Source organism: Bacteroidia bacterium, from assembly GCA_033391075.1.
GTDB lineage: Bacteria > Bacteroidota > Bacteroidia > J057 > J057 > JAWPMV01.
The window spans coordinates 4,975,549-5,002,331 of the sequence record JAWPMV010000001.1 but is presented as its reverse complement, the minus strand read 5'-3'; the positions used below and the strand labels follow the sequence as shown (position 1 = coordinate 5,002,331).

Annotated in this window: 25 protein-coding genes and 1 pseudogene; 14 read left to right on the top strand and 12 right to left on the bottom strand. The window is 42.5% G+C overall.

Going from position 1 to position 26,783, the window contains the following annotated elements; genetic code table 11:
• Positions 1 to 73 precede the first annotated feature (73 nt).
• Both R8P61_19880 and R8P61_19875 read left to right on the top strand, forming a co-directional pair.
• Positions 74 to 3,154 (top strand): PSD1 and planctomycete cytochrome C domain-containing protein, encoded by a 3,081-nt coding sequence (locus R8P61_19880; protein ID MDW3649338.1) that lies wholly within the window; start codon positions 74 to 76, stop codon positions 3,152 to 3,154.
• Positions 3,151 to 4,599 (top strand): DUF1501 domain-containing protein, encoded by a 1,449-nt coding sequence (locus R8P61_19875; GenBank protein ID MDW3649337.1) that lies wholly within the window; start codon positions 3,151 to 3,153, stop codon positions 4,597 to 4,599. Before R8P61_19880 ends, R8P61_19875 begins: the two co-directional genes overlap by 4 nt.
• 79 nt (positions 4,600 to 4,678) lie before the next feature.
• Here R8P61_19875 and R8P61_19870 read toward each other — a convergent pair whose 3' ends face one another.
• Positions 4,679 to 5,872: a glycoside hydrolase family 88 protein gene (locus R8P61_19870; GenBank protein ID MDW3649336.1), complete on the bottom strand. Its 1,194-nt coding sequence runs from the start codon at positions 5,870 to 5,872 to the stop codon at positions 4,679 to 4,681.
• 171 nt (positions 5,873 to 6,043) lie between these two features.
• On the opposite strand from R8P61_19870, the gene R8P61_19865 reads away from it, so the two are divergent.
• Positions 6,044 to 7,366 (top strand): hypothetical protein, encoded by a 1,323-nt coding sequence (locus R8P61_19865; GenBank protein ID MDW3649335.1) that lies wholly within the window; start codon positions 6,044 to 6,046, stop codon positions 7,364 to 7,366.
• Positions 7,367 to 7,446: 80 nt separating this feature from the next.
• On the opposite strand, the gene R8P61_19860 is transcribed toward R8P61_19865, so the two are convergent.
• The 4 genes from R8P61_19860 to R8P61_19845 form a co-directional block, all read right to left on the bottom strand.
• Positions 7,447 to 8,016 (bottom strand): hypothetical protein, encoded by a 570-nt coding sequence (locus R8P61_19860; GenBank protein ID MDW3649334.1) that lies wholly within the window; start codon positions 8,014 to 8,016, stop codon positions 7,447 to 7,449.
• 33 nt (positions 8,017 to 8,049) lie between these two features.
• Positions 8,050 to 10,074 carry a hypothetical protein gene (locus R8P61_19855; protein ID MDW3649333.1) on the bottom strand — a complete coding sequence of 675 codons (2,025 nt, stop codon included), beginning with the start codon at positions 10,072 to 10,074 and terminating at the stop codon, positions 8,050 to 8,052.
• Positions 10,075 to 10,294: 220 nt separating this feature from the next.
• Positions 10,295 to 11,038: a LytTR family transcriptional regulator DNA-binding domain-containing protein gene (locus R8P61_19850; protein MDW3649332.1), complete on the bottom strand. Its 744-nt coding sequence runs from the start codon at positions 11,036 to 11,038 to the stop codon at positions 10,295 to 10,297.
• Positions 11,035 to 13,422, bottom strand: a complete 2,388-nt coding sequence (locus R8P61_19845) for a HAMP domain-containing sensor histidine kinase (GenBank protein ID MDW3649331.1) — start codon at positions 13,420 to 13,422, stop codon at positions 11,035 to 11,037. Before R8P61_19845 ends, R8P61_19850 begins: the two co-directional genes overlap by 4 nt.
• 110 nt (positions 13,423 to 13,532) lie before the next feature.
• On the opposite strand from R8P61_19845, the gene R8P61_19840 reads away from it, so the two are divergent.
• On the top strand, positions 13,533 to 14,957 hold the full coding sequence (locus R8P61_19840) for an adenosine deaminase (GenBank protein MDW3649330.1): 1,425 nt from the start codon (positions 13,533 to 13,535) through the stop codon (positions 14,955 to 14,957).
• A gap of 3 nt (positions 14,958 to 14,960) precedes the next feature.
• Here R8P61_19840 and R8P61_19835 read toward each other — a convergent pair whose 3' ends face one another.
• From R8P61_19835 to R8P61_19815, 5 genes are all read right to left on the bottom strand, one after another.
• Positions 14,961 to 15,407, bottom strand: coding sequence for a nuclear transport factor 2 family protein (locus R8P61_19835; GenBank protein MDW3649329.1), 447 nt, complete (start codon positions 15,405 to 15,407; stop codon positions 14,961 to 14,963).
• Positions 15,404 to 15,697 carry a hypothetical protein gene (locus tag R8P61_19830; GenBank protein MDW3649328.1) on the bottom strand — a complete coding sequence of 98 codons (294 nt, stop codon included), beginning with the start codon at positions 15,695 to 15,697 and terminating at the stop codon, positions 15,404 to 15,406. Before R8P61_19830 ends, R8P61_19835 begins: the two co-directional genes overlap by 4 nt.
• Before the next feature lie 372 nt (positions 15,698 to 16,069).
• A complete protein-coding gene (locus R8P61_19825) occupies positions 16,070 to 16,804 on the bottom strand; it encodes a Crp/Fnr family transcriptional regulator (protein MDW3649327.1) in 735 nt (244 codons plus the stop codon).
• Positions 16,805 to 17,342: 538 nt separating this feature from the next.
• Positions 17,343 to 17,825 carry a hypothetical protein gene (locus R8P61_19820; protein ID MDW3649326.1) on the bottom strand — a complete coding sequence of 161 codons (483 nt, stop codon included), beginning with the start codon at positions 17,823 to 17,825 and terminating at the stop codon, positions 17,343 to 17,345.
• Positions 17,826 to 17,827: 2 nt separating this feature from the next.
• Entirely contained in the window at positions 17,828 to 18,382 is a 555-nt protein-coding gene (locus tag R8P61_19815; GenBank protein ID MDW3649325.1) for an RNA polymerase sigma factor, read from the bottom strand.
• Positions 18,383 to 18,745: 363 nt separating this feature from the next.
• Between R8P61_19815 and R8P61_19810 the strand changes: the two genes are divergently transcribed.
• From R8P61_19810 to R8P61_19795, 4 genes are all read left to right on the top strand, one after another.
• Complete coding sequence (locus tag R8P61_19810) at positions 18,746 to 19,309, top strand: DUF2911 domain-containing protein (GenBank protein ID MDW3649324.1); 564 nt, start codon at positions 18,746 to 18,748, stop codon at positions 19,307 to 19,309.
• On the top strand, positions 19,310 to 20,452 hold the full coding sequence (locus R8P61_19805) for an amidohydrolase family protein (GenBank protein ID MDW3649323.1): 1,143 nt from the start codon (positions 19,310 to 19,312) through the stop codon (positions 20,450 to 20,452).
• A gap of 364 nt (positions 20,453 to 20,816) precedes the next feature.
• Positions 20,817 to 21,017 carry a cold shock domain-containing protein gene (locus R8P61_19800; GenBank protein MDW3649322.1) on the top strand — a complete coding sequence of 67 codons (201 nt, stop codon included), beginning with the start codon at positions 20,817 to 20,819 and terminating at the stop codon, positions 21,015 to 21,017.
• A gap of 139 nt (positions 21,018 to 21,156) precedes the next feature.
• Complete coding sequence (locus R8P61_19795; protein ID MDW3649321.1) at positions 21,157 to 21,771, top strand: 2OG-Fe(II) oxygenase; 615 nt, start codon at positions 21,157 to 21,159, stop codon at positions 21,769 to 21,771.
• 101 nt (positions 21,772 to 21,872) lie between these two features.
• On the opposite strand, the gene R8P61_19790 is transcribed toward R8P61_19795, so the two are convergent.
• Both R8P61_19790 and R8P61_19785 read right to left on the bottom strand, forming a co-directional pair.
• Entirely contained in the window at positions 21,873 to 22,838 is a 966-nt protein-coding gene (locus tag R8P61_19790; GenBank protein ID MDW3649320.1) for a transposase, read from the bottom strand.
• 261 nt (positions 22,839 to 23,099) lie between these two features.
• Positions 23,100 to 23,480, bottom strand: a complete 381-nt coding sequence (locus R8P61_19785) for an antibiotic biosynthesis monooxygenase (GenBank protein MDW3649319.1) — start codon at positions 23,478 to 23,480, stop codon at positions 23,100 to 23,102.
• 129 nt (positions 23,481 to 23,609) lie between these two features.
• On the opposite strand from R8P61_19785, the gene R8P61_19780 reads away from it, so the two are divergent.
• From R8P61_19780 to R8P61_19755, 6 genes and pseudogenes are all read left to right on the top strand, one after another.
• Positions 23,610 to 24,386 (top strand): DJ-1/PfpI family protein, encoded by a 777-nt coding sequence (locus tag R8P61_19780; GenBank protein MDW3649318.1) that lies wholly within the window; start codon positions 23,610 to 23,612, stop codon positions 24,384 to 24,386.
• 24 nt (positions 24,387 to 24,410) lie between these two features.
• Positions 24,411 to 24,602, top strand: a pseudogene (locus R8P61_19775) (helix-turn-helix domain-containing protein).
• A 126-nt stretch (positions 24,603 to 24,728) separates the two neighbouring features.
• Complete coding sequence (locus R8P61_19770; protein MDW3649317.1) at positions 24,729 to 25,172, top strand: pyridoxamine 5'-phosphate oxidase family protein; 444 nt, start codon at positions 24,729 to 24,731, stop codon at positions 25,170 to 25,172.
• Positions 25,173 to 25,346: 174 nt separating this feature from the next.
• On the top strand, positions 25,347 to 25,790 hold the full coding sequence (locus R8P61_19765; protein ID MDW3649316.1) for an ester cyclase: 444 nt from the start codon (positions 25,347 to 25,349) through the stop codon (positions 25,788 to 25,790).
• Between the two features lie 37 nt (positions 25,791 to 25,827).
• Positions 25,828 to 26,259, top strand: coding sequence for a hypothetical protein (locus R8P61_19760; protein MDW3649315.1), 432 nt, complete (start codon positions 25,828 to 25,830; stop codon positions 26,257 to 26,259).
• A 26-nt stretch (positions 26,260 to 26,285) separates the two neighbouring features.
• Positions 26,286 to 26,729, top strand: coding sequence for a GNAT family N-acetyltransferase (locus R8P61_19755; protein MDW3649314.1), 444 nt, complete (start codon positions 26,286 to 26,288; stop codon positions 26,727 to 26,729).
• Positions 26,730 to 26,783: the final 54 nt, after the last annotated feature.

Sequence of the window (26,783 nt, the reverse complement as noted above, 5' to 3'; positions counted from 1 at the left end):
ATCGAGCAAGCTAAAGGGGGATTAATCAGAGCAAAGTCGTCTAAGTCTTTGGATAAAATTGTAGATTAAAAATATGAAGATCAGCAAAACGAATCGGAAATATTTGACAGGAGCAATTGCCCTCCTGCTCTTCTGCCTGCTGATTGGTTTCTGGCCGAGCAGTACCCCAAATATAGACCTGCCGAAAACGGTAGATTTCAATTATCATATTCGTCCTTTGCTTTCGCAGAACTGTTTTGTGTGTCATGGGCCGGATTCGAGTTCCAGGGAGGCTGGACTTCGCCTGGACAATCTTGAAGGGGCGACTGCCTTACTGGAAAGTGGTAATTATGCCATTGTGCCGGGAGATGCGGATGCAGGTAGTATCATAGAGCGATTGCGATCTGAAAATCCTGAAATGCGCATGCCTCCTCCGGAAGCCAAGAAGATTATGAGTGAGCGGGAGATTGCTTTATTGGAAAAATGGATTGATCAGGGAGCGGAATGGAAGCCGCACTGGGCATTTATTTCCCCCGAAATGCCTGACCTTGCCCGAAACATAAAAGAGGAAGCCCCATCCAGGCAGATCGACTATCTACTTGACGAAGAACTGGCGAGAAGAGGCTTGAAAAAGAGCGAGAAGGCAAGTAAAAACGCTATCATCCGACGAGCTTCTTATATTCTCACAGGATTACCTCCTTCGCCAGATAATGTAGAGGCTTTTTTGTTAGATTCTTCAGAGCAGGCCTTCGAAAAAGTAGTCGATCAATATTTGGCTTCGCCTCATTTTGGAGAAAGATGGGCCAGACACTGGATGGATTTGGTACGCTATGGAGAAGCCATGGGGCATGAATTCGATATAGAAATCAGCCATGCATGGGAATATCGGGATTATCTGATAAGAGCTTTCAATGCGGATGTCCCATTTGACCTCTTCGTGAAAGAGCATTTGGCAGGAGATATGCTGAAAGAGGCAAGATATCATCCAACAGAAGGCTATAATGAATCTATTTTTGGAACCGGATACTTTTACCTGGGGGAAGGCAAACACAGTCCGGTAGATACCAAACAGGAAGAGGCGGACAAGATTGATAATATGATCGATGTTACCTCCAAAACCTTCCAGGCCCTGACAGTAGCCTGTGCTCGCTGTCATGACCATAAGTTTGATCCCATTCCCACTACCGACTACTACGCGATGTATGGCATGATCGAAAGTGCCAGGCTGGGACCGCACCCTGCAAGAAGTGGAAAAGAGAAGCTCAGAACTTTTTCCAAATTGAAGGAAGTTAAGCAATTGATTCGGGCAGAATTGGCGAAAGATTGGGGGATAGCTCTGGAAGAAATGTCTGAAGAATCTGTCTTTCAATTGGCGAGATTTTTTGAAGAAGGAGAAAAAGAAGAAGTACGCCCTGTAAGGGATAAAACGGCTGATGGCTATCAGGTGATTGCTGACTTTCGAAAGGGAAGTTGGGACGGTTGGTATAGTTCAGGTTTTGCTTTCGGGGAAAGGCCCCTGATGGGAGAGCCCGTTTTTGATTCGAAAAGTGGAGCTTTGAAAGCTATGCAAAATGGATATGCTTCCAGCCGAGCTTATGGAACAGGTGTACATGGGATTCTTCGGTCCCCCAATTTTATACTCGAACACGACAGCATAGCTATAAGAGCAGCAGGAAAAGGAGGACAGATTCGATTAGTTGTAGATAATTTCCAGGTCATCCGGAATCCCTTGTATGGAAATTTGGAAATCACCCTGGATGATGAAGCATTCAAAACATATTACATAGACCTGGATTTGGTGAAAGGGAAAAAAGCCTATTTCCAGTTTACTCCCGGAAACTATAATGTGCATGGAAGTAATGTCTATCATCAGGATAGGGAGACATATGTCGAAGTAGAATATGCCAGCCAGTTTACCGGAGGAGAACCAGAGATGGAGATGCCGGAGATGGAGGCCAAAGAGAATGTTAAACTCGCTGATGAAAAGAAAATCCTTGCCAAATGGATAGAAAATGACCTGAGCCTACAGGACTTTGCGCAACTAAACAAGATCATTGACAAAACAGCCCGGAGTGGACCTGGCCCTAAACTCAATCAGCTGCTTGAGCTTAGAGATAGTTTACAAACTGCCTTATATGATTCCACGCATTTCATCGGTATGGCAGAAGGAGATGCTGTTTTCAGTTCTGTCTTTATTCGAGGGAGCATCAATCAACAATCGGAAGAAAAAGTACCTCGTCAATTTCTCAGTGCTGTTCCAGCCAGGACAAAGGAATTCCCTCAAACGGGTAGTGGTCGTTTGGCCTGGGCAGAAGCAGTAATGGATGAAGGAAATCCTCTCACGGCCCGGGTTATTGTTAATCGCTTATGGCATCATGTATTTGGCAGAGGAATCGTAGAATCCGTTGATAATTTTGGCTTACAGGGAAAATTGCCGAGCCATCCGGAACTCCTGGATTACCTTGCAGTCAAGATGAAGGAGGAAGGCTGGTCAATAAAGCGAATGCTTAAACATATGCTATTGACAGAAGCATTCCAGCGTTCTACCGTAGCAGTGCCCGAAAGCCAGCAAAAAGATCCCACGGATGTTTATCTGCATCATTTCCCAATCCGAAGATTGGAAGGAGAGGCGATACGAGATGGCATGCTGGCCGTATCGGATTGTATGGATTCGACCCTTTATGGAGAGCCGATTCCTCTTCATTTGACTCCTTTTATGACGGGTAGGGGAAAACCGCGTATTTCCGGACCTCTGGACGGTATGGGCCGGAGAAGTGTCTACACAGCTATTCGAAGAAATTTCCTTTCTCCTATGATGCTGGTCTTCGATGCTCCGATTCCCTTTTCCACTTTCGGCAAAAGACTTACAACCAATGTCCCCGCTCAATCCCTGACGTTACTCAATGATCCTTTTGTTCAGGATCAGGCCTACAATTTCGCCCTCAACCTGCTTACAAATGGCCCGGAAAAAATAGAAGATCGAATTGCTTTCATCTACTCAAGGGCGTTTAGCAGACAAGCCTCGGAAGAAGAAATCAAAAATGGCATCGCTTTCCTCCAAATGCAGGCCAAAGATCACCTATGCAGCTTGGAAGATATGAAAAATGATACCCGACTGTGGGCCGACTATTGCCATACCATATTTAACCTCAAAGAATTTATCCACTTGCTATGAAAAATTCCCACAACTATAAAAAACGGATGAGTCGGCGGGAAATGCTCAGCCGCTTTAGCAATGGCTTTGGCTCTATTGCCTTACTAGGCTTGATGGGCTCTGTCCCTTTTGGGGGGAATTTGATGGCGAAAGCAGCTACCCTGGCCGGAGCTGGAGATAAGGCTCCACATTTTACCCCAAAAGCCAAAAGTATCATCTTCCTTTATATGGATGGAGGGGTTTCACAAGTAGATGCATTCGACTATAAATCCCGACTCATCAAAGAAGCTGGCGAGAATCCCTTTGACAAATTCAAAGTGGATGCAACTCAGTTCAACAACTATGGCAAATTGATGCCCCCCCAATGGGAATTCAAACAGAGAGGCGAATCGGGAATGTGGATGAGCGATCTTTTTCCTCATATTTCGACCTGTGTAGATGATATCGCCATGATCAATAGTATGTTTGCCGAATTCCCCGAGCATACAAATGCCAATTATTTCCTGCATACAGGGATCGGCATTCAAGGCCGACCGAGTATGGGTGCATGGATTACTTATGGGCTGGGTAGCGAGAGTGAGAATCTGCCGGGCTATGTGGTGCTGGACGGAGGCCTTACTCCTCCCGGAGGCCTGGATAACTTTAAAAATGGCTTTTTGCCCGCCACTTATCAGGCATCTGTTCTCAAAGCTTCAAAAGTGCCTTTAGCCAATATTCTCCCACATGAATACGACGACCAATTGCAACTCAATAAGCTGAAATATATGGACCAGATGGATCAAAGTTTGCTCGGGAAACTTGGGCATGCTGATCAGGTCGAGTCCACCATCGCCAATTATGAATTGGCCTACAAAATGCAATCTTCTATTCCGGAACTGGCTGATCTTACAGGCGAAAGTGATGCCACTAAAAAGCTGTATGGCCTTGAGTCAGATGATCCCAATACGGTGAGTTATGGAACCCAATGTTTGTTGGCAAGAAGACTGGTAGAAAGAGGCGTTCGTTTTATCGAACTCACCTGCCCCAATGTCTATGCAGATCGTTGGGACCAACACAACAAATTGAAAGAAGGACATGCCCGGAATGCCCATGCTGTCGATCAACCCATAGCAGGACTGATCAAGGATTTGAAAGTTCGTGGGCTTTTTGAAGAGACCCTGATTGTTTTTGCCGGAGAATTTGGGCGAACTCCCTTTTCTCAGGGTACGGGTGGTGGCCGCGACCACAATCCTTCAGCTTTCAGCATTTGGATGGCAGGTGCAGGAATAAAGGGAGGAACGGTCTATGGCAAAACAGATGAATATGGATATCGGGTAATTGAAAACCCTACTTCTATCCATGACATGCACGCCACGATGCTTCACTTATTGGGCATCGATCATGTTAGACAGACCTATCGCTTCAGTGGAAGGGACATACGACTTACGGATGTACATGGACATGTGATACACGACATATTGGCTTAAGGAATTAACTTCTTTATTTATATTTTCTTTCCCCGCGGGCCAATTTTAGCGATCCTTATTATGCAATTTCTTTAGATGATTACGGAAAAAATTTTAGCCTTCGGATCAAGGCTTCCACATAATAGTAATCCGCATAGACGATAGGCACTTCAATTTCTTCTTCTATCGGCATATTGCCCGTACTTTTGTCCAAAAAGAAAGGCAGTCGGGAAGCCTGATATTGACTGCTTTCCAAGCTTAGCAATACCTGGTCTCCCCAATTCAGATATTCTTCTCGATTATTGCTATAAGTAGCCAATTCGAATAAAGCCGAAGCAGTGATTACGCCTGCCGATACATCTCGCGGAGCCTCTGGAATATCAGGAGCATCAAAATCCCAATAAGGGATGAAATCTTCGGGCAGATTAGGATGATTGAAGAAGAAGTCCGCAATACCTTCCGCTTGTCTGAGGTAGCTGCTATCCCGTGTATATCTATAAGCCAGAGTCATCCCATAAAGACCCCATGCTTGTCCTCTTGCCCAGGCAGATTCATCAGAGACGCCCTGATTGGTTTCTTTCCCCAAAAGCTCTCCACTCATACTATCCAGGTTGACAAGATGATAGCTGCTAAAGTCTTCCCGAAAATGATGTTTAAGGCTGGTTTCAACATGACTCCTGGCCAGTCGATAAAAACTCGGCTCATTGCTTAGACGGGAAGCTTCAAAGAGCAATTCGAGATTCATGAGGTTGTCAATGATGACGGGATACTGATAATGTCCGGGATTATAGTCCCAGCTTTTGATGGCTTGCATGCGCGCATCATATCTCTTGCTCAGACTTCTTGCTGCCTGTATCAAGGTCAATTTGAATTCCTGTTCCTTTCTGATTTTCCATGCCTGTCCATAACTGGAGTTTATTTTGAAGCCGATATCATGGCTGTCAGATTTGAGGGCTTCTTTTTGGAGAAAGGAAGTATAGGCTTTGGCAGCTATCATCAGTGGCTCCTTGCTCGAATATCCATAAAGCTGCCAGAGGATACCTGGATAAAATCCGCTGCACCAGTCTGATTCCTCTGCAAATCTCAAGGTCCAGAATCCGCTACGTGAACGATATATTTTTTCGCGTATGGGAGGATATTGCTCATAGGTTTCCAGGCTTCGCTGAACCAGCATATCCAGACGATGTTGGAGGAGTTCTTTCGAGATATTTTCGGGCCTTTGTATATCTTCCTGACAAGCAGGAAACAAGGCGCTTAAGAACAAGCTGATAGCTATGATCCGAAATGTGTTCATGTCTCTTGCAAGTTAAAGGCAAGAAGCATACAGCCTGCATTCTATGTAATCATCGGTAACCTTTTGTGCCTGAAAAAGCACTTAATTGAGAAAAACACACAATTTTCACTAACCCGCTCGATTTTGGCTTACCGAAATATACTCCTGATCCTTGCCTGCATCCTTTCTCTTATGAATACTTCCTGCCGTTCGGTATTGAATATTCAGGATGTAGTGCCTACAGCCAGTTTTCAAGGCGTAAAAGTGCAGCAATTTCCTCCTGAATTGAGTTTGGAGGAAACGGATCTAAAGCTGGGGCTTACCTTCGCCTATAAAAATCCTTATAAAAAGAGTCTTCCCATCCCACAGCATAGCTTTAGTTTCAAGCTAAATGGGAAGGATTTGCCCGGTATGCCTCTGTCTAAGGAAGGCTTTATTTTACCTGCAGAAGATAGTATCCACATTACCTACGTAGCTACTTTTGATTTAAATCCGAGGGGAAAGCTGAGTCGATATAGGGTATTGGGAAAAGATAATCGCCTGGAGTTTGCTTCTTCCTTTACGGTAAATTTGGTTGAATATGCAGGATCTCTTGCCACTTCATTTGATATTCCTTTGCCTGAGGATAGCAAGGGGAGTGAGTTGGCAAAGACTTATCTGGATAAGAAACTGGGCAGTCGAACCCTTGAACTTTCACATGGTATGAACTTTCGCCTGCCAGCTTTACCTCAAATCAAAGCTTCCAGCAATCCAATGAAGGTGGAATTTATCGGCCAAATGGAAACCCTCGATCTCAAATTACTCAAGGATGGATTGAGTCCCATGGTCAATACCCTGATCGAAACGAATAACAGCAATGCGCTTAGCGATCCCTTTGTTTCCATGATGAAGGATAGCATAGATGTCTTTGGAATAGGGAAGGTGAATGTTGCCTCCTACTTAATGACGACGATACTTACCCCTTTCTATGGGGTAGAGGCGAATCAGAAATGGAATGAATTTGTGGGGAAACTGGAACCAGATGAAAATGTACCCATGCTCAACCATTTGGTTTTGACTTATGTCGATCCAAACTCTCCCATACAGACTCATTGGGAAAACTTTGTAGAAAGCTGGGGTGATCTGGATGCCATGCCGAATAGAATCGAATTTCCCGGACCGAGGGTGACAGGAATGGAAGTGAGCATTCCCTTTATATTTAAGAATACCAATGAATTTCCCATAGAAGCTCCCCTCTTTTTTGCGGATGCAGATTTCAATTCATTTACTCCTATCAGTTTTGAAATGGGCGTTCAGGGGAGGAATCGTAGAATAGAAGCCGGTGAGGAAAAAGAATTGTGGGTAAAGCTCCGTCTCAACTGGAACATGAATGAGGCCTCGAATGGTGTCTTTCAATTATTGCAGGGAGAGCAATTCAATACACGACTAAAAGGAGAAACCCAGATCGATATGGGCTATGGTCCCATGAGCGTAAAGATTGACCTGCGCAATATGAAGTTGCAGTGGGGTAATTAAAAAAAGCAAAGCCCTTGGGATAACCCTTGGGCTTTGCATATTTAGCGCCTCGCTATTAAAAAAATCTTGTGTTCTTCTTGCTATTTCAGTCTCAGGGTAAGGCCCACATTGAGTGCCCCATATAGAGAGCGGCCTGCCTCTGCGAAAACTGCCAGGTTTTGGTTGAAGTAATATCTCCCGCCAACGGTTACCCCTGAAGTTCCCCGATTGTTGTAAAGCCCTCTGTAGATATCTCCATCAGGTCCTGAATAGGAGGTAGTTTGATACCCCAGCAGGATGCCTATGTAGAGATCGACCTTGTCTGAGTTGAGGTCCATTTCCAGAATTTCTTCCAGAAGGGCGTTGTAATGAAAGTCACCTCTCACACCTACCGAAATGAAGGTGTATCTATATTTGTTGGCTCCGCTTCCAAAGCTGTAGTTTACGAAGCCTGCATAAGGGCCTACTCCCACATACTCAAGGATACCAAACTCAGCTGAAGCTATCAGGGGCAAACCTGTTCCGGATCCATAGAAGCCTATGTTTCCGAGGTTAAGGCCTGGGCTAATGCTCAACAAGCCTTTTTCAAAACTCTGGGCCTGTGTGCTCTGGGGCGTTACCATGACTGTTAAGAACAGTGCTGTAAGGACTATAATCAGTTGATTTTTCATGACTTAGAATTGTTTATGTGTGTTTGTTAATGATTAGTTACAAATGTGTCCGTCTGCGTTTCCTGCGTAAGTATTGCCATTTTCTTCAAGGGTAGAGCCTGATCTCACGAAGATTCCACATCCGGCATTATCGTGGATATAAGAGTTGGTAACTTTCATTCTGCCAGACCTCAGGAAAAGAGCAGCAACGCTGTTACAACAGTAGACATAGTTACTTCCTGCGTCTCTGATTTCTACATGCGTCAATTCGTTGTCAAAGCTGATGGTCTCGGTATGAATACCTCTCCAGTATCCCGGTTGAGCCGTTTTTCCTCTGAAGATGATTTTATCCGTACTTGTACCAATAGCATTTAAGATACCGTCATCATAAACTCCCAGTCCTGCGTTTAAGGCGAATGCAAATTCAACTCCGGGCTCAAGGGTCAAAGGCTTTGTTACATCGATTACAGAGTGCAGGAGGAAAGGAACATTGGTTTTATCAATCTCAATTTGATTGCCAACACTGCTGTTGTAAACGTGCAGGTAATCTTCATCATTTCCTGAATAATCAGAATTCATACCATCCAGTTCAGCGGCTTGCTCTATGCTGATGTAAAGCGGTTCTGCGTCATGCGTGCTTATCACATTATTTTCAAATCCTGAGAAGGTAAAGTCATCTGTAGTCGCTATACCATAGCCTTGTCCTTCTGTGATGCTGGAGTTTCTGATGGTAGTCCTTCCGTCTTTGAGGAAAACACTGGCTACTACGTTGCAGCAGTAGACATAATTACTACCTGCATTGGATACTTGAAGATGATCTAGAATATTGCTCAAGCTATTGGTTTCGATGTGAATTCCTCTCCAGTAGCCACGTAGACTTTCTCTGCCTTTCATAATGACAGGCTCTAAATCAGTCCCTTCTACCTTTAAGGCTCCCTGGTCGAATACGCCTATACCCGCATTTTCATTCATTTGAAGTTCTACACCTGCATCGATGGTTAGTTTTTCTTTTATATCGTAAACTGCCCCTTCTAGTTCATATGGAATATTGAGCTTTTTTAGCCTGCTTTCTTCCGTTACATCATCATCTGTTAGTAGGACGAAATTCTGGCCATTTCCACTAAAGTCAGATCCTAAACCATCAAGTTTTTGCGCCTGCTGAATAGGCAGAACCAAGGGCTCTTTATCATGACTTGTAATGGTATTGTTTTCAAAGATTCCAATTTCGACAGCATTTCTTATAATGATTCCGTGTTCTTCCCCATTGGAGATGCGGGTATTGCGGATTTCAATAGACCCATCTTTCAGGAATAAACTGGCTTTATCATTACAGCAGTACACATAATTCCCGGCAGCGTCCTGAATTTCTACATAATCCAACTGGTTGGATAAGGGAGTTTCAATGTGGATACCTCGCCACCAGCCTTTGTTAGCTGTTGTACCTTTGAATATGATAGGTTCTCCTGAAGTTCCCAGAGCTTTAAGCTCTCCATTATCATAAACGCCTATTCCTGCGTTTTGCGAAAACTCGATAACTGTACCGGGTTCTATAGTGAGGCTTGCTGTTAGGTCAAGCACACAATCGATGCGGTAGTCTACGGCTGCTGGTCCATTGACCAGGGTCGTATTTTCTGAGATACTGCAATCAAGTATCTGCGTTTCACCAGAAGGTCCTGGATCGGTATAGGATTCTTTTCGTACCCATTTTTGCTCATTTCCTGCACCACTTGAACTTACGGTAACATAGATGGTATCAGCAATCAATTCCATGCTTGCTGAATAATAATTACCATCACTCCCCAGTTCCTGGTGCGTAAAATTGCCACCTCCTCCGCTGATGTCTTTCCATTTTATATCGCCTACGTTGAAATTCCCGCGACCCACAAGGATGGTACCTTCTGTTCCGGTTGCGATAAGCTCCATGCCGTCATTGGCTGGATTATTACTTCTTACTCTTACCCAATTTCCATGTATCTCTTCACAACCTTCTGCATTGGGATTAATAGGGCCTTCCTCACATGAAAAGAAAATCATGCTGAGGAGGGATAGAATTACTAATAGTTTGCTGTTGTATTTCATGTCGATTAAAGGATTATAGATTGTTTGACATGATAAAGATGTCCTCTATAATCGCTTTAAACCGAGCTTTGTCAGGAAAGGGAAGGATTTTGTCAGGGAAAGATGATAATGGTGTCAGGGAAGGAAGAGGTGAGTACGGCAGTGTTTTAGTGCGGTAGTTCATTTTAAGGAAAAATTACAACTATAACACAACAACACTAAAACACATCCTAAGCTCCATTTACAGTCTATTCAGCCGATCGTAAAATGATTCTTTATAGGTCTTTCCAAGCGGAATCTCATGCGGCCCGATTTTCAGGGTCTGATTAAGTTGGTGAATGGACTCCAGGTGGAGGGGATTGATGAGAAAGGATTTGTGGACCCGAATGTAAGGGGAAGGATTTAGCTTTCTTTGGATTTCGGGTAAAGTGCCACGAATATGAGCCTGGCGATCCAGGGTCACGATTTTGCAATATCGGTTGCCATCCACTTCTATATAGAGGACTTCTTCGGGATGGATCTTGACCAGTTTGGGGCCTATTTTTACAAAGAAGAAATTTCGGAAGAGGATATCTGACTCCCATTCCTGACTTTCCTTAGCCTCATCATCTGTACTCTGCAAAGCGAGTTCTATGCTACTTTGCAAAGCCAGTTTTTCTACCGGTTTTGTTAAGTAAGCATATGGATGCGTGAGGCTCGCCTTTTTGAAGGTTTGCGAATCGGAAAAGGAAGTGATGTAAATAATGGGGGTGGGAAGCTGTTGATTGATTTTGTGCCCAAGATCAATGCCGGATTCTTCTCCGGATAAATGAATATCCAGCAAGACTATGTCAGGCTTCTTTTCCTTGACGACAGGAAGCATTCCCTCGGCTTTATCCTCTAAACCCACCAGATCATATCCCAGATCTTCTAGGGTTATCCTCAGGTTTTCCTGGTGGAAAAAATCGTCCTCCAGGGCAAAAACGCGCACAGATTCCCTACTCATGTTGACAATTTCGCAAAATCAGGGGCAATCGGCAAATGAATGCTGAAACGAGATCCCTTGCCCTCTTCACTTTCAATTTTTAATTCTCCCTTCCAATGATCCAGGAGTTGATGAATGATCTGAAAACCCAATCCAGTTCCTTTTTCACCTGCTGTACCTCTTTCTGAACTCAATTTAGATTCTTTTATCAATTGCTGAACTTGTCCAGGGCTCATTCCTTTGCCAGTATCAGATAAACTTATTTCTACAATGCCATCGTTCTGCCTGGCACTCAATTCGATCTGGCCTTGCTCTGTAAACTTGATGGCATTTCCTACGAGATTATTCAGGACTACACTTAGCCCATTTTTATCTCCCTTCCATTTTAGCTCTTCAGGAATGCTGAGGATCAATTCATTTCCCTTGGCCTGGGCATGCGCTTCATATCTGTCCAGAATCTCTTTCCCCAATCCCTGCAATTTGATATCACTAGCCTGGGCTTCATACACCCCCAACTGCTGCAAAGACCAGTTCAGGAGATTGTCCAGCAGTTGTTTGAGCTGATTGGATTGTTGATTGATGCGCTGACTGATTGCTCCCAGCTTAGAGAAGTCTTCCTTTTGTACATAATGATCAAATATTTTCCCTACACTCTGGAAGCCGGTAATCGGACCGCGCAAATCATGAGCAATCATAGCAAATAGACGATCTTTACTTTCATTCAATACACTCAACTTTTCCCGTTGAGCTTTTATTTCGGTATTGCGCGTTCTCAATTGCATAAGTAGGGCGAAAACGATGCCCCCGGCAATCAATAGAAGTGCAACTATGCCTATCAGTGAATTCCTTTCTGTTTCTGTTTGTTGAAGTTCCAGATTTTGAATTTCCTGTTCTTGTTCCAACTGAGTGATTTGAGCTTCTTTCTGAACGGTCTCAAAACGGGTCTGCATTTCAGCCGTCTGTATATTGTAACTTCTCCGCTGAAAAGAATCCGCCCAGATTTTGTAATTCTGTTGATTCTGGAAAGCAGATGCCCAATTGCCCAAAGCAGAATCGCAGGCTTTCAATCCTTCATATCCATCTCTCAATAAATCAGCCTCATTGGAGGTATTACCCAATTCAATGGCTTCCCGATAATAGTTTTTTGCTTGCTGATACTGCCTTAAATTTCTGTGCGAATCCGCCAATTTTAAAAGGAGAAAATCCTGAACAGCAGATTCCTGCATGCCTTGAGATATTTCATTGGCTTTGGTTAGTTCTCCTAGAGCGGCCTGATACTCCTTTTGGTTATTCAAAAACTCTCCATAATATGATCGGACCAAGACCTCGAAACGAGGAGAAGGGATCACTTTGAGGGCTTCTTCAGAAGCTTTGAAATAGTATCGCGCCGAATCTGTTCTTCCCAGACTGGCCTGTATCCGAGCCATATCTACAAAGGCAGATACATAATTGATTGATGGTCGTGATTTTTCGATTTCCAGGGCACCTCGTGCAAATGGTTCCGCCGATTCGTACTCTTGCCTGTTGAAGTAGTAGGCAAATAAAAGGGCCTTCGAAACCCGTGCAACTTGCACATAATTGGTTTGCCTGGATAAATCATTGGCCTTTAATCCATAATAAATAAGAGAGTCTCCATATCCGAGGTCTCCATAGTATTCTGCCAAATTGTAGAGCAGTATACCTTCATAGACAGGTGCAGGACTTTGTTTATAGATCTCCCGAGCCAACTGTAGATAGTGAGCGACAGAATCGGATTTCTGGAACTTGAGGATATAAGCTTTTTGGGTATAGTTGAATGCAAGATCATGTTGATCTCCATTTTTCAGGCTTTGTTGTATCGCGAGATCTCGGTATTCCAGACTTTTGTTGAGGTCTGAAAGGATGGATAAATAGGCGAAAGAATTATAGGACTGATTGACCAGCTTGCCTAGATTGTTTCTTTGTCCATAATCCAAAGCTCCTTTCACAAAGCTTTCTGCTTCTGGCATTTTCTGTATGGCGAGAAATCCTCGGGATAAGGCTAAACCTGCCATATGAATTTCTAGAGAATCAGCGGCTGATTTAGCCAGTTCCAGGGCCTGGGTCGCATCCTGAATCAATTGGGCAATATTCTGCACCATAAGGCCTCGGGACCAGGAAAGATGACGATAAGCCTTTGCCTGTCCGACTTTGTCCTCTGTTTGTTCCGCCAGTTTCAGGGCAATTTCTGCATATTTTCGGACAGAGTCTGTCGAAAAGGGCCGCAGTTTCTGAGCCAGTGTCAAGCTATGATCCAAACTATCATTTGGGGTAGTAGTGCTGGCTATGTTTTGACGAAGGCTCTCTATCTCAGTAGTCTGAGCTATAGATAGGAGAGAAATGGGAAAGAATAAAAGAAATAGGCCTATAATCCTGATCGCACGCATAAGTGTAAATTAATCAATTCTTATCGAAATTAGGGGAATAATGAAACGAGGATGGATTACACTTTGTTTTTTAAACGAATGAGGTCGTAAATTTCCATCAAAATCAATACATGAAATTCCATATCCTGGCCCTGCTTTTCCTTTTTGGAAATGGTTTGCTTGCACAAGATGCAGCCTATACCAGCGAATATTATGGCAAGATCAAAAGAGAAGGAGATCTGGCCAAACTTCAATTTTTCTTTAGCCAAATGCCCAAAGGAGGGGATCTGCATCACCATTTTGGTGGATCATTGTATGCAGAGTCTTATTTAGAGTGGCTGGAGGAAAAGGGCTATTACCTCAATACAGAAAGCCTGAAAGCCTCAAAGGAAAATTGTGCGCCTTGTGTTTCCATTAGTGAGGTAATTAGAAACTCTAATCTTTTTGAAAGGGTAATCGAAAGGTGGTCTGCACAGGATTATGAGCATACGTTCGCCTATCAACTTCCTCCTGATCAGCATTTCTTCAATTCCTTTAGTTATTTCGGGGAAAGGGAGTACCGAGATTATAGAGAAGGCTTGATAAATATCAAGCAGCGAGCCCTCAAAGAGAATGTTCAATACATCGAAACCCAGGCCCTCATCATACGGATGCCCTTTAGCTATTCCGAATATGATGACAGCCTATGGGAAAGCCAGAAAGCCAGAGATACTGCAGCGCTTTTTCAATTGCTGGGAGAAATAGAGCAGAAGATGCAGGGCAAGGAATTGAATGCCACAGTAGAGGAATACATAAGTACGCTACAAGGATATCATAAAGGTCTTGATCAAAAGGATTTCAGCTTGCGCTATCAAGCCTATATTACCCGATTTCGGAATCCTTCTGATATTTTCACCAGCCTGTATGCCTCCTTTTTAGCCGCGAGTAAAGACGAGCTGATCGTAGGGATCAATATTGTGGCTCCTGAGCATGGTCGGGTTTCTATGCGTGATTATTGGCTGCACATGCAGATGTTCAACTATATCTCTCACAAATTTCCTCAAGTGAAAATGAGTTTGCATGCTGGAGAGCTCGCTTTGGGAATGGTCAAGCCAGAAGACCTGAGCTTCCATATTCATGATGCTCTTTTTATCGCAGGAGCTCATAGAATTGGTCATGGGATTGATATGCCTTTCGAAGTGCATGCCGTAAAATCCCTGACCTATATGGCTGAAAATCAAATTCCGGTAGAGGTGAATTTAACCAGCAATGAATTTATTTTAGGAATAAGTGGGCCTGAGCATCCCCTCAAATTATATCATGAATTCGGCGTGCCCATTGTGATCTCGACTGATGATGCCGGGGTTTCAAGAAATAACCTTAGCAGCGAATACACAAAGCTTGGGAGCCGCTACGATTTCAGCTACCGGGACATCAAGGGTTTTGTGTACAATAGCATCCGCTATTCTTTTATGAGTACAGAAGATAAGGAGCGAAGCCTGAAACTGCTGGATGAGAAGTTTGAGGCTTTTGAGGCGATGATTGCTTCACACTATAAAAACCTGGGGAAGAAATAGGCCTTATTCGCAGCCTTCTTTTTGCACCGTATAGGCCAGGTCGAGGATCTTCCAGCCTTGTTCACTTTTTGCGAGGGTGAAAGCATCTGTTCCGCAGTGGCTGAATTTTCCATTGATATAGAATTTATAGCGCGTCCAGACCATAGCGAGATTGTGGTCGATAAGGACTTTTGGATCTATGGCTTCTTCTTTCCAGGAACCTTCTCCGCTTGCAAGACTCGATAGATAGCTGGCGAAAGTCCGGGCTTCCGTTTCCTCTTTTTGGGAAGGGCTAATCAGGCGAAAAGAATGACCATCTTTATGCAAAAGACTTTTCGCCAATTCGACATCCCTTTCTTCCATACTTGAGAAAAACTGATCTACAACACCTAGTATTTTTTTCTCTTCAACATCCTGCGAAAAAGAAAACAAAGGTAGCAGCCAAAGGCTAAATAATAGGATAATTTTCATGAGGCCAGAGACAAAGGATCAATGAATAGGAGGCTTAAAAGTAGAACATTCAATGCCATAAGCAGGAATCCAGTAGAAGGAAGCTTATACTTTTCGGCCCGGAATAAGAGAAATGAAAGAATCAAAGCAGCAGGAGCCAGCAAAAGAAATAAGCCTCCGAGGAGATTGGCGAAAACCCCGTAGAGCGTATGCTCTATTTTCAGGAGATAACCGATCATCAAATAGGCTACACAGAAAATGACGCTTGCTGTACTGGCCCAGGCTATGGTTTTTTGACTGCTGAGATTCATGCTGAATTGCTTTTCAGCAATATAGGGAATGGGGCTTGAAATTCTAGTGTAGCTTTTTCCGGAAAAGGATTTTTGATATGTTTTTGAAGGATCTCTTCTACTTTTCTTCATATAGGTCGGTCCAAAAATCGCAGAGCCTAAAGCCTGCCAGACATACTGCCCCTAGTCCCTATAGACTCTGTAGGACCCACGCGCTTGAAGAAGGATCAATGGTCTCAAAGTATAATAGAATAAGAAAAAGGACCTTAGCAAAGCCACGTTTTACCCATAAACCGTAGATTAAGCTTTGCTAAAAGTCCTTTTTGATATGTGTTCTTGTGCTCATGTGCTCGGGTTAATTTCAACAGAACACCAGAATACCAGAACACCTCATTATGCCATATTCCTCCGTCTCACGGCCTTAGTCCCACCGGAATATACTTCAGAATGCAGATCATTGATATTGCGAATCGTAGTTCTGCGGCGGTTGAAGTCGAGGATTCTGGCTTCTCGAAATTTATTCAAAACAGTCGTTACTGTCTGACGAGAGGTTCCTGTAAAGCTGGCGATCTCCTGGTGAGTCAGGTAGTTTTTGAGAACCACTGCTCCATCCAGGGTTGTTCTGCCGCTTTTCTTAGCTTGCTCTATGACAAACTCTGCGATGCGCGCACGAGCATCTTTAAACAAAAGAGACTCCATTCTTTTCTGGCTGTACATCACTCTCCATCCCAATAGCTGATGAATGTATTTTCCGAATCCTTCACTATCTCTCATCATTTCCATCACCTGCTCGGTTGAGATTACGCAAATCTCACAATCTTCAGCGGCCTGTGCATAATCCATTCTTTTACCGGGACCATATACAGCTGATTCTCCAAAGATTTCCCCTTTATGCAAAAGGGCTTTTATCACTTCCTGCCCATCATCTGTATATCCTATGATCTTTACAGCTCCTTTATGGATAAAATAGAGTTTGTCTGCATTGTCATTGTTGAAATAAATGAAATCGCGCTTTCCATAGCTTTTTCTGCTGCTGAGTTTCTGTCCGGCTTCCGAGTTTAAATAGGCACAGAAACACTCTTGTAGGTTCAACTTGTCTGAATACCATATTTGATGTTGAGAGTTCATTTTGTTTTGATTTAATGGTTTAAGGCGGCATAAAAATCTAAGCCTGGCATATATGAGTGGTGTGAATTTTCCTGCTTTGTTTGTAGGTGTGGAATTGCAATCTTTTAGCTCGTTGACACATCATCTCTCGTAAGAGGAAACCGATGGGAGATCCAGGGAAACGTTTGGCAGCTAATTCGCTTTTCTGTTTCTTACCTGACAGATTTTCTAAGGTCCTTTGTCTTACTTGCATCAAGATTTGTGGTCTAATGAACATGCTATTGAAGTATTGCGGGTCAATTGATTCATTCACATTACAAGATTAGCCTTCAAGTATCACAAAGGATTCACATGGATATCATCTTTTTATTCCATATGAAATCTGTCTTTAGAAAATTTTAACAAAAAAAATCCGAGAGGAAATATCCCCTCGGAATAATTTATATGACTGACTATCAGATTTTTATATATGATTCCTTCTTGCCGATGAGCTAGACTTCATCCCCAGGCTTTTCCAATTATCACAAAAGTATTGCAATTAGATTCAGATTTGTCAAAATCATGAGGTATGAGCCAGGTTTGAAAAGGTCAGATAGGTGAAAAATATGCTGAAAATGAAGAAGCAAATCCCAATGATCAGTACATTTTGCCAGCGCATTTTAAAGGAAATGATCAATTCCTTTTCCAACTTCTCCCATCGGATGTGAGTAATGGCCATGAGATTTATAGCGCCTGCAATCAAAGGCCCAAAGAGTAATAATAGACGGATGCTCCAATTCAGGGCTGAGTTATCCCCAAACTGCCTGTCCACATCTGTGATCCACTCATAGATATGCCCGATGATCGGTATATGGATTTCAAGATAGTGATTGAAAATTACCCCACTCAAAAAAATGAAAGGTAATATCAGGAGAATAATTCCTGCCAGACTGGACCTTTTGGTATTGAGCAGGGGCAGTCTGAATTCGTTTTGATGTGCATTCACATCCAATTTTGGCTGTTCCATTTCTTCTAATATGTTATGTAAGTCTTTTTCTTCCATGACTAATTCAGTTTCTCTTTTAAGTGTTTCATGCCTCGGGATAAAAGGGATTTGACCGTTCCTTTCTTTTTGCCGCTGATTTGCATGATTTCCTCTATATCCATTTGTTCGAAATATTTCAAGGCGATTACTTCCTGGTATTTGAGAGGAAGTTCTCGCAAGGCAGCCTGTATCCGTTGGAACTGGGCAAATTTTTCTTGGCTGATTTCCAGCTGATCTTTTTCTAGTTCTAAAGGCGTTTTTCCTTCGCTGAAGATCATTTCCTTATAGGTTTGAGCAAATAATTGGGGCCGATATTTCTTTGAGCGGAAATAGAGCTTGATTTCATTAGAGGCGATTCGATAGAGCCAGGACTTTATGCTAATGCCTTTCCAGCGAAAGCGACTGATTCCCGCATAAGCTTTGAGAAATACTTCAGAAACGATATCTCTGGATAATTCAAATTCGCCGATCCGTTTGAATACGTAATTGAAGATGGCCGAATAATAAGCCTCATACAGTTGCTCGAATTGATCGGGCTCTTGCTGGATCGCTTGTATGAGTTGTTCTTCGGACATTGTTTCTTTCTATAATACAAGCTTAGGAGAAAGGTTGCAATGGGGGAGGGAAGTGTTGACGTGTTAGTGTGTTAGTGTGTTAAAGTGTTGGAGTTGGAAATAATCTGAATCTACTCCACCTACTACCCAAGCGCGGAGGTTCGGCAGCGCCAATCGGGAAAAGGGGCGGCTAAGTGCGGCTGGTTCTTGGCGCTGCGATTTTTGACTCCATCTTTTTCTAAAAAAGATGGAAAGAACCCCTAAGTAAAAACTAAAAGGAAACCTCCCATAAAAAGCCGAAAGAACACCTAAAAACGGCAAAAAGAAATCCTTCTTAATTTCTGGTTATCTTTGTCAACACATAAAACTCTACTACATATCATTATGAGACGTAAAATCATCCTCGGAATACTCGCACTTGTCGTGCTGTTTATCGGATACCAGGTTTACAAAATCAGAACTACACCCCCTGCTTCACCCCCTGATAAAGTCAATTTCTCAGAAGGAGAATTGGAAATGAGTGTAGATTACAGTCGTCCCTATAAAAAGGATCGCCTGATCTTTGGAGAGGACACTGAAGTTGAAAGTGAAAAGCCTTTGCAACCATATGGACAATACTGGAGAATGGGTGCAAATAATGCAACCGAACTTAGTGTAAATAAAAATTTCACCTTCGCAGGCAATCCGATAGATGCCGGAACTTATCGTATGTATGCCATACCTGGAGCAAGCGAATGGGAAGTAGTTCTCAATAGCGAAGCTGGTGTGTGGTTGGCTTTCCTGGAGCCCGATTATGATAAAGACATCCTGAAGGTGAAAGTTAGTCCTGAGACTATTGACCCGATTGTGGAGCAACTGACTTTTGATTTTAGCAGCGATACGACAGGGATCAATATGAATATGAGCTGGGACAATATCAAAATATCCATTCCTATAGGAGTACAATAAATGGCGAAAGAACGATTTAAAAAAAGAAAATGGGCAGCATTTATGCTGCTCATTTTGGTCTTTCTGGGACTGACCTATTATGCCATCGACAGGATTCAGTACAAATTGAATGTCATGGATGTCGAGGAGTATGAACCTATCTCAACCCTGGTAGTTCCTGAAACCAAACTCACCAAAGCTAAATATCCTTTTATTGATGTTCACAACCATCAATGGACCATGCCCATTCAGGACCTGGATAAATTGGTAACGGAAATGGATTCCCTCAATATGGGAGTGATGGTCAATCTCAGTGGTTTCAGGGGGAAGTTTTTAGAATGGTCTTTGGATAATGTAAATGAAAAGCATGCCAATCGTTTTATCCTCTTCCTCAACCTGAATTTTGAAGAGCTGGATGATGAAGGCTGGCCAGACAATGCTTTGGCTACCCTGGAAGAAGCCGTGAAGCAAGGGGTAAATGGCTTGAAGATTTACAAAGGATTCGGCCTGACAGATAAAGACAATGATGGGAATCGCATAGCGGTAGATGATCCCCGCCTGGATCCGATATGGGCGAAATGTGGGGACTTGGGTATTCCTATTCTGATCCACTCAGCAGAGCCTGCATCCTTCTGGAAGGACAAAGACAAATACAACGAACGTTGGCTGGAACTTAAACAGGTACCCAGTCGCTATCGATCGGCTGAGGACTATCCTCCCTTTGAACAAATCATCACTGAGCAACACAATATCTTTCGCAAACACCCCAATACAAAGTTCATCAATGCCCATTTAGGTTGGTACGGAAATGATTTGGGAAGATTGGGCGAATTGATGGATGAATTTCCCAATATGTACACCGAGATTGGGGCTGTCCTGGCTGAACTCGGTCGTCAACCTCGATTTGCTCGAGACTGGATGATCAAGTATCAGGATCGGGTCATGTTTGGCAAGGATACCTATCGGGTTTCAGAGTACTATACCTATTTTCGAGTCCTGGAGACGGCAGATGAATATTTCGACTATTATCGAAAGCGACATGCCCATTGGAAAATGTACGGACTTGATTTGCCCGATTCGGTATTACGGAAATTGTATTATGAAAATGCCATACAGGTGATACCGAATATTGACGCTAGCTTATTTCCTGTGAAAGAGAATTGAAGGAGAAACCAAAGGCAATCGTTCCAGAATACGATCAGATAATAATTTCTGAAAATTTCATCTGAGCGTTTTTCTGCAAATCAAATTCGAGTCCCTTGATACATCTCATGTGCCAAATGGACGATATTTCATTCTATTGAGATCAGAAAAGCCTTTTACAAGGCCAGTCTTTTTATTGATTTTTGCAAATAATGAGCCTAATCAGGCGCGAAATGGCTAAACTTCTAGCCTAATAAGCGCAAAGATTCCCCTTTAGCTTAAGAAAGCGCAAAAGATTAAGCCATATACGTTGAGAATGTCGTATATTGCCGACATGATGAAGGTATATGTTCTTATATCTTCTTTTTTATCTTAAATTTTTATAATGAATAACGGTACAGTTAAGTTTTTTAACGAAGAAAAAGGATTCGGATTCATTACACCTGATGATGGTGGAAGAGATGTTTTTGTTCATAAGAACGGACTAGGTGGAATTTCGATTACCGAAGGAGACAAAGTCTCTTACGAAACTGAACAAGGAAAAAAAGGATTGAATGCAGTGAATGTATCTTTGGTACGGGACTAGCATTTAAGCGTCATATTTAACTCTGGCCTGTTGATTCGTTGACAGGCCAGTTTCTTTTTTATACACCTATTGCTTAAAGAATAACGATATTGAGGAAACCTCCTTTGGGAAATTCATTCCATCGGTAAAATAAAACACTATGGATGATGACCATCTGGAGCAAATCCAGTTCGAAGGCTTAATTCAGGGGCTTATAGATCATGAGTATGCTTGCTGTGACGACTTTATTAATTCACATCTGCTATCCGGCCTAAGAGGAAATATTCAGGACTTGAAAGACTCAAAAGACATGAAGGCCGCTGGATTGGGGAAGAAAATGGATTATCAAAAAAACAAATTGGTCAGAGGAGATAATATAAAATGGATTGAAGGAGATAGCGAAAACAAATACGAACAGATCTATTTGAAAAAGATGGGGAATTTCATCAAGTACTTAAATGAAACTTGTTTTACATCTATCAATACCTTCGAATCACATTATGCGAGCTATGAACAAAAAACTTATTATAAGAAGCATATTGATCAATTTAAAGAGGACAAGAGTCGAAAGTTTTCCATCATTATTTACTTAAATAAAGATTGGCAAAAAAAGGATGGAGGAATGTTGAGCCTTTATCCGAAAGGAGCCAATCAAAAAGATATTTCTCCCTTTGGGGGAAGAATGGTTTTCTTTAGAAGTGATGAAATGGAACATGAAGTGCAGCCCTCATTTACAAGAGAGCGAATAAGTATAGCCGGCTGGTTTAAGAATTAGTATAAACAAAGCCTGGGACAGAAGCTTTAAGCATTTATTAGAAGCAGTCATAAAAACTAAGATGAGTCATCCTGAGAACCCGGGATGTACTGTAGTAAAAGTCAAATAAAATTGGGATTAAATTGAGTTCTATTTTTAGCTACAGCAAAAGCCTGTCTTAAGAGTTTATGAGCAACCGCAACTCTAATGACTTTATGATGTTTACCCTTTTGCTTCATGTTTTCTACCATAGATTGACAAAGAGGATTTACTTTCATCGCGGAAAAGGCTCCCATATAGAGATACTTTCTTGCCAAGGCCTGCCCCATTTTTACGATCCTCTCCTTTCCCTTTACTGAGCTACCCGATGTGAAAATACGAGGACATAATCCCAAATAAGCGACCAATTGTTTGGCAGACTCAAATCGGCTAAAGTCATGGGTAATACAGATCAACAAACAAGCGGTCTTAGGTCCTATACCTGGGATGCTCATAAGCGACTGATAGCTTTGTGAACAATGCTCTTTACTAAGGCTGAGCATCTGTTGCTCCAGCCGCTTGATCGAAGCTTGTAGCTGTTCGATCAGATAAAGCTGCTGACTTCTCACCAAAGGATCCACAATAGGAACTTGATCCATAGCCTCGAGCTGATTACGAAGCATCTGGAGCTGTTTTTGAAATAGGTTAATGCTAGTCAAAAACTGCTGTAAGCGGAGAAAAATAGCCGCTGGAGGCTGCCAGAGCTTAATAAAGCTTCGGTGATCCCGTCCATATTGAGCAATTAAGCGCGCGTCTTGCTGATCGGTCTTGGTTCGCCTTAATTGCATCTGACTGTAGCGGCGAATGACCAGGGGATTAACTACACTTAGTTTAATCCCATGCTGATGTAAACTAAAGGCCAGGGATAAATAATAGGGACCACTTGCTTCCATGACACAGAGATCTCCTTGAGAGAGGACTTCGATAAATTTACAATGGCCCGAAGCAGTATTGGAATAGCTTTTTACCCAGCTTTTCCCACTATCATTAAGACAGACTACTTCAAAGCTTTTTTTGGCAATGTCGATTCCATATACGTTATTATCCATAATCCTATAGTTGAGCAGCTCTGATTCGAACTTATCAATCCTACATTCTGGCTCTTAGCCTACTGTACTGTTCTAGTTTTGGATCAGAGGGAGAGGGAAACCAACATCCCGGACGGTTTTTTAAACCAATGACACTTAACGGATTTATCCCCTCTCCTTTTGCTGCTTATTCAAATACCACAAACTAAGAATTCTTTTCTTCCCTAGCTCTTAGGCAAGTATAGGATGACTCATTTTAGTCTTGCTAAGGCTTACTCAGCTTTATTCGAAAACTGCCCTATTAAATCCAAAAGCGCGGGGAGCAAAAGTGGCATCCAGTCCCATGCCCAAGGCTGCTTGCTTCAATTCTTCAGGAACTTCGCCACAGAAAAGAAAAGATCCTGGATTGGCAATTTTTAGCAATTGAGGAAAGTGCCCGGCAGCAGTTGTACCTAAATGTTGTCCAAGAGCTGCGCCGTCCTTGAAAAGATCATAAACGACCAGAGTCCGGGAGCTATCATCGAAAAAGCAATCTACCTGAAGGGCATTTGGTTCTGTCTCCTGCATTTGTTTGGCTACAGACTGATAAATAGATTTCAATTCCTCTGATTTTCCGGGATTTGCGGTCCATGTGTAAACTACGGTGATTGATTGATTTTTCATTATGACTGATTTTATAATTTCGGTATGACACAAAGATATGGCCTGAATGTATATGGAAGGGGTGTCATTTATGCCAACTTGAGGGGTTGATTTTGCCAAGTATTGGATTTAATTTACAAGAAAATCGAAATGAGGCATTTAAGTATACTTATACCCAAAGGAACTTTGATCCTGGACACAATTGTTGGTAGTCTGAATCTCTTCCGGATGGCCAATAGCTATGCAAAACGGGTTGGGAAATACGAAGAAGACTATTTTAGCATTGACCTGGTCGCAGAAACCTTGGAGCCCATTTCCTGCCACGGGTATTTTCAAGTACAACCTACAGCTAGCCTAAATGAAGTCGATCAAACAGATTTGATAATTATCACCTCAATTACGGCTGATATAGAAGGGGCACTGGAAAAGAATAAAAGTCTTATCGACTGGATAAGAGATAGAAGGGTGAAGAATGATGCGGAGGTAGTGAGTTTGTGCAGGAGTGCCTTTATTTTGGCCGAAACTGGCTTGCTCAATGGGAAATCATGTGCAACACATTGGGCTGTACATCATGAATTCGAAAAGAAGTATCCGAAAATTGATCTGCTACCCGAAAAGATAATCAGCGAAGATAAAGGCATTTATTCAAGCGGTGGAGCCTATTCTTTTTTAAATATGATCCTGTACCTCATCGAAAAGTACTATGGAAGAGAAACGGCCATTTGGTGTTCAAAAATGGGTGAGATTGATTTCGACCGTATAAATCAAAATCAATTCGTCATATTCAGTGGGCAAAAAGAGCATGGAGATGAGGTAATTAAAAAGGTACAGGAGTATATCGAAGAAAATTATGAGGACCGCTTAAGTATAGAAGCCCTTGCCGAGAAATTTGCCATCAGCAGCAGGACTTTTATCCGAAGGTTTTAAAAGGCTACTCTCAACACCCCCCTTGAATATATGCAAAGGGTAAAGATCGAAGTTGCCAAAAAGAGCTTTGAGTCATCTGCCCTACATGTAAACCAGGTGATGTACAGCGTAGGCTATAATGATGAAAAGGCCTTCAGGAAGATATTCAGGAAATATACCGGTTTGTCTCCCCTGGAATATCGAAAGAAGTATAATCGAGAAATGGCTTTTTCCTGAAAAGACTAGCCATACCATTGAATATGAGAGAATAAAAGAAAATAGAATGGGTAGAGGGATACTTTTTATAAAACGAGATTCATGCTCTCCTTAAAAGGAAGACTATGGATCAATTGAACAAAGCAAATGGAAGAAATAAAGGAATGTATTGACCGAAGTATTTTATGCTGGTTAGCAACTTCATCTGTGAAAAATATGCCCAATGTTTCTCCGAAAGAAATCTTTGCTTTCTACGAAAACGACAGCATCATTATCGCAAACATCGCTTCTCCTCAAAGCATCCGCAACATTCGAGAGAATCCCAATGTTTGTGTGAGTTTTATTGATATACTCGTCCAAAAGGGATTTCAAATCAAGGGCGCAGCAGAAATTGTAAAAAAGACGCAGCCAGAATTCTCAGAGATGGAAAAAGTTCTGCTCAAAATGACTGCTGGGAAATTTCCTTTCTCAAGTATTATCAAAATTAACATGGATGAGGTGAAGCCGATCATTGCCCCGAAATACATCCTTTATCCAGAAACAACAGAAGAGGAACAAATTGCAAGTGCAAAAAAAGCCTACGGCCTTTAATACCCAAAAAATCAGCAACGGATATGTCTGGCTGGAGAAAACTTGAATAAGGGAGGGGAAATTTTGATGAAATATGGCGATCATGCCGAGTGTGGAAAGTCTGATTGAAGGCAGGGATATCGTTCTGGAACATACCTTGTAGTTGATCAAAGAAAATAGAATATGACACATAAAATGGATAATTCTACTCTCCCCTTAGCGGAACAACTCGTTCTGGATTTTTTCGATAGGGTCTGGCATGCTCCTCACGAACGAGATGCCATCGACGAATTGATGACCCAGGATTATGTGATAACTACAGCAGGGCAAAGAGTAGAAGGGCGAGAGGCATTTAAAACCTGGGTAGGAAAATTTCAAGAACAGCTCCTGGACGCAAAAACAGAGAGCGTCGATGTTTTTTCTAATGAAAAAGGAGATAAGGTAGTTTCCCGTTGGATATGTTCGGGTAGGAATAATGGACTATTTGGTCTGGAGGCGGATGATCGTTTTATTTCCTTTAGCGGAATCGCCATTTGGAGCATTCGGGATCAAAAACTCGCCGAATGCTGGGTGGAAAGGAGTGCGTATGAGTTGTATCAGGAATTGGTATCCGCTCAGAAGAAAAGTGATTTTATCTAGGAAGGACTCGTTTTTGCCAAACTTAACCTCATTTATAATGTCAAACTGGACACTTACAAATAGCATTAACACCCAAACCGATAGAAAAAAAGTTTGGAATTTTATGTCCGATATGAGCAATCAGGTCAGGATGGAATCCGCGGTAGAATCCATAGAACTGGATGGTCCTTTCGAAAGTGGAACGCATGGGCGTACCATCATGAAAGAGTATACCCAGGAGTGGGTTCTTGAGGATGTGATTGAGGGAAAACAGTTTACAATAGTGGGCCAAACAGAGGGGCAGGATTTTAGCCTGAGTTTTTGCTGGAAAATGGAGGATGCGGAAAAGGGGACTCGTTTAACTCAACTTATTTCTGCCCAAGGAGCGGATGTAGCAAATTTCAGAGAGATTCTACAGGGCATGGAAGAACACGTCCCGGTGCGCCTGGCAGAATTGGCCAAAGAACTGGATCTAATCCTTGAGAAATAAGCCAAAGAAATTTTCTGACATTACTAATGAAATACCCCATCGACTGCATTGATAAAAAGGAATATCCCGAAGTCGTCGAACTCTGGGAGGCATCTGTACGAGCTACCCATCACTTTCTCAAAGAGGAGGATATCCGCTATTTCAAACCTTTGATCCTCAATCATTACCTGGATGCAGTTGATTTGAGCTGTATTCGTAATGATTCTGGCAGAATCCTGGGCTTTCAGGGAGTTGCCGAGGGAAATTTGGAAATGCTCTTTATTCATCCGGATCAGAGAGGGAAAGGGATAGGGAAAGCCCTTTTGGAACATGCAGTAAAAAAGCTGGGAATTACCAAAGTAGATGTTAATGAGCAGAATGAACAGGCTTTGGGTTTTTACTTGCATTATGGATTTGAAGTGATTTCCCGTTCAGACTTAGACTCCTCTGGTAAACCCTATCCCATCTTGCATATGGAGTTGAAGTCCTAAGTGCCAGAAGTTTTCTTGGTATGGACCAAGAATCATCTGCTTGAGAAGCCGGAC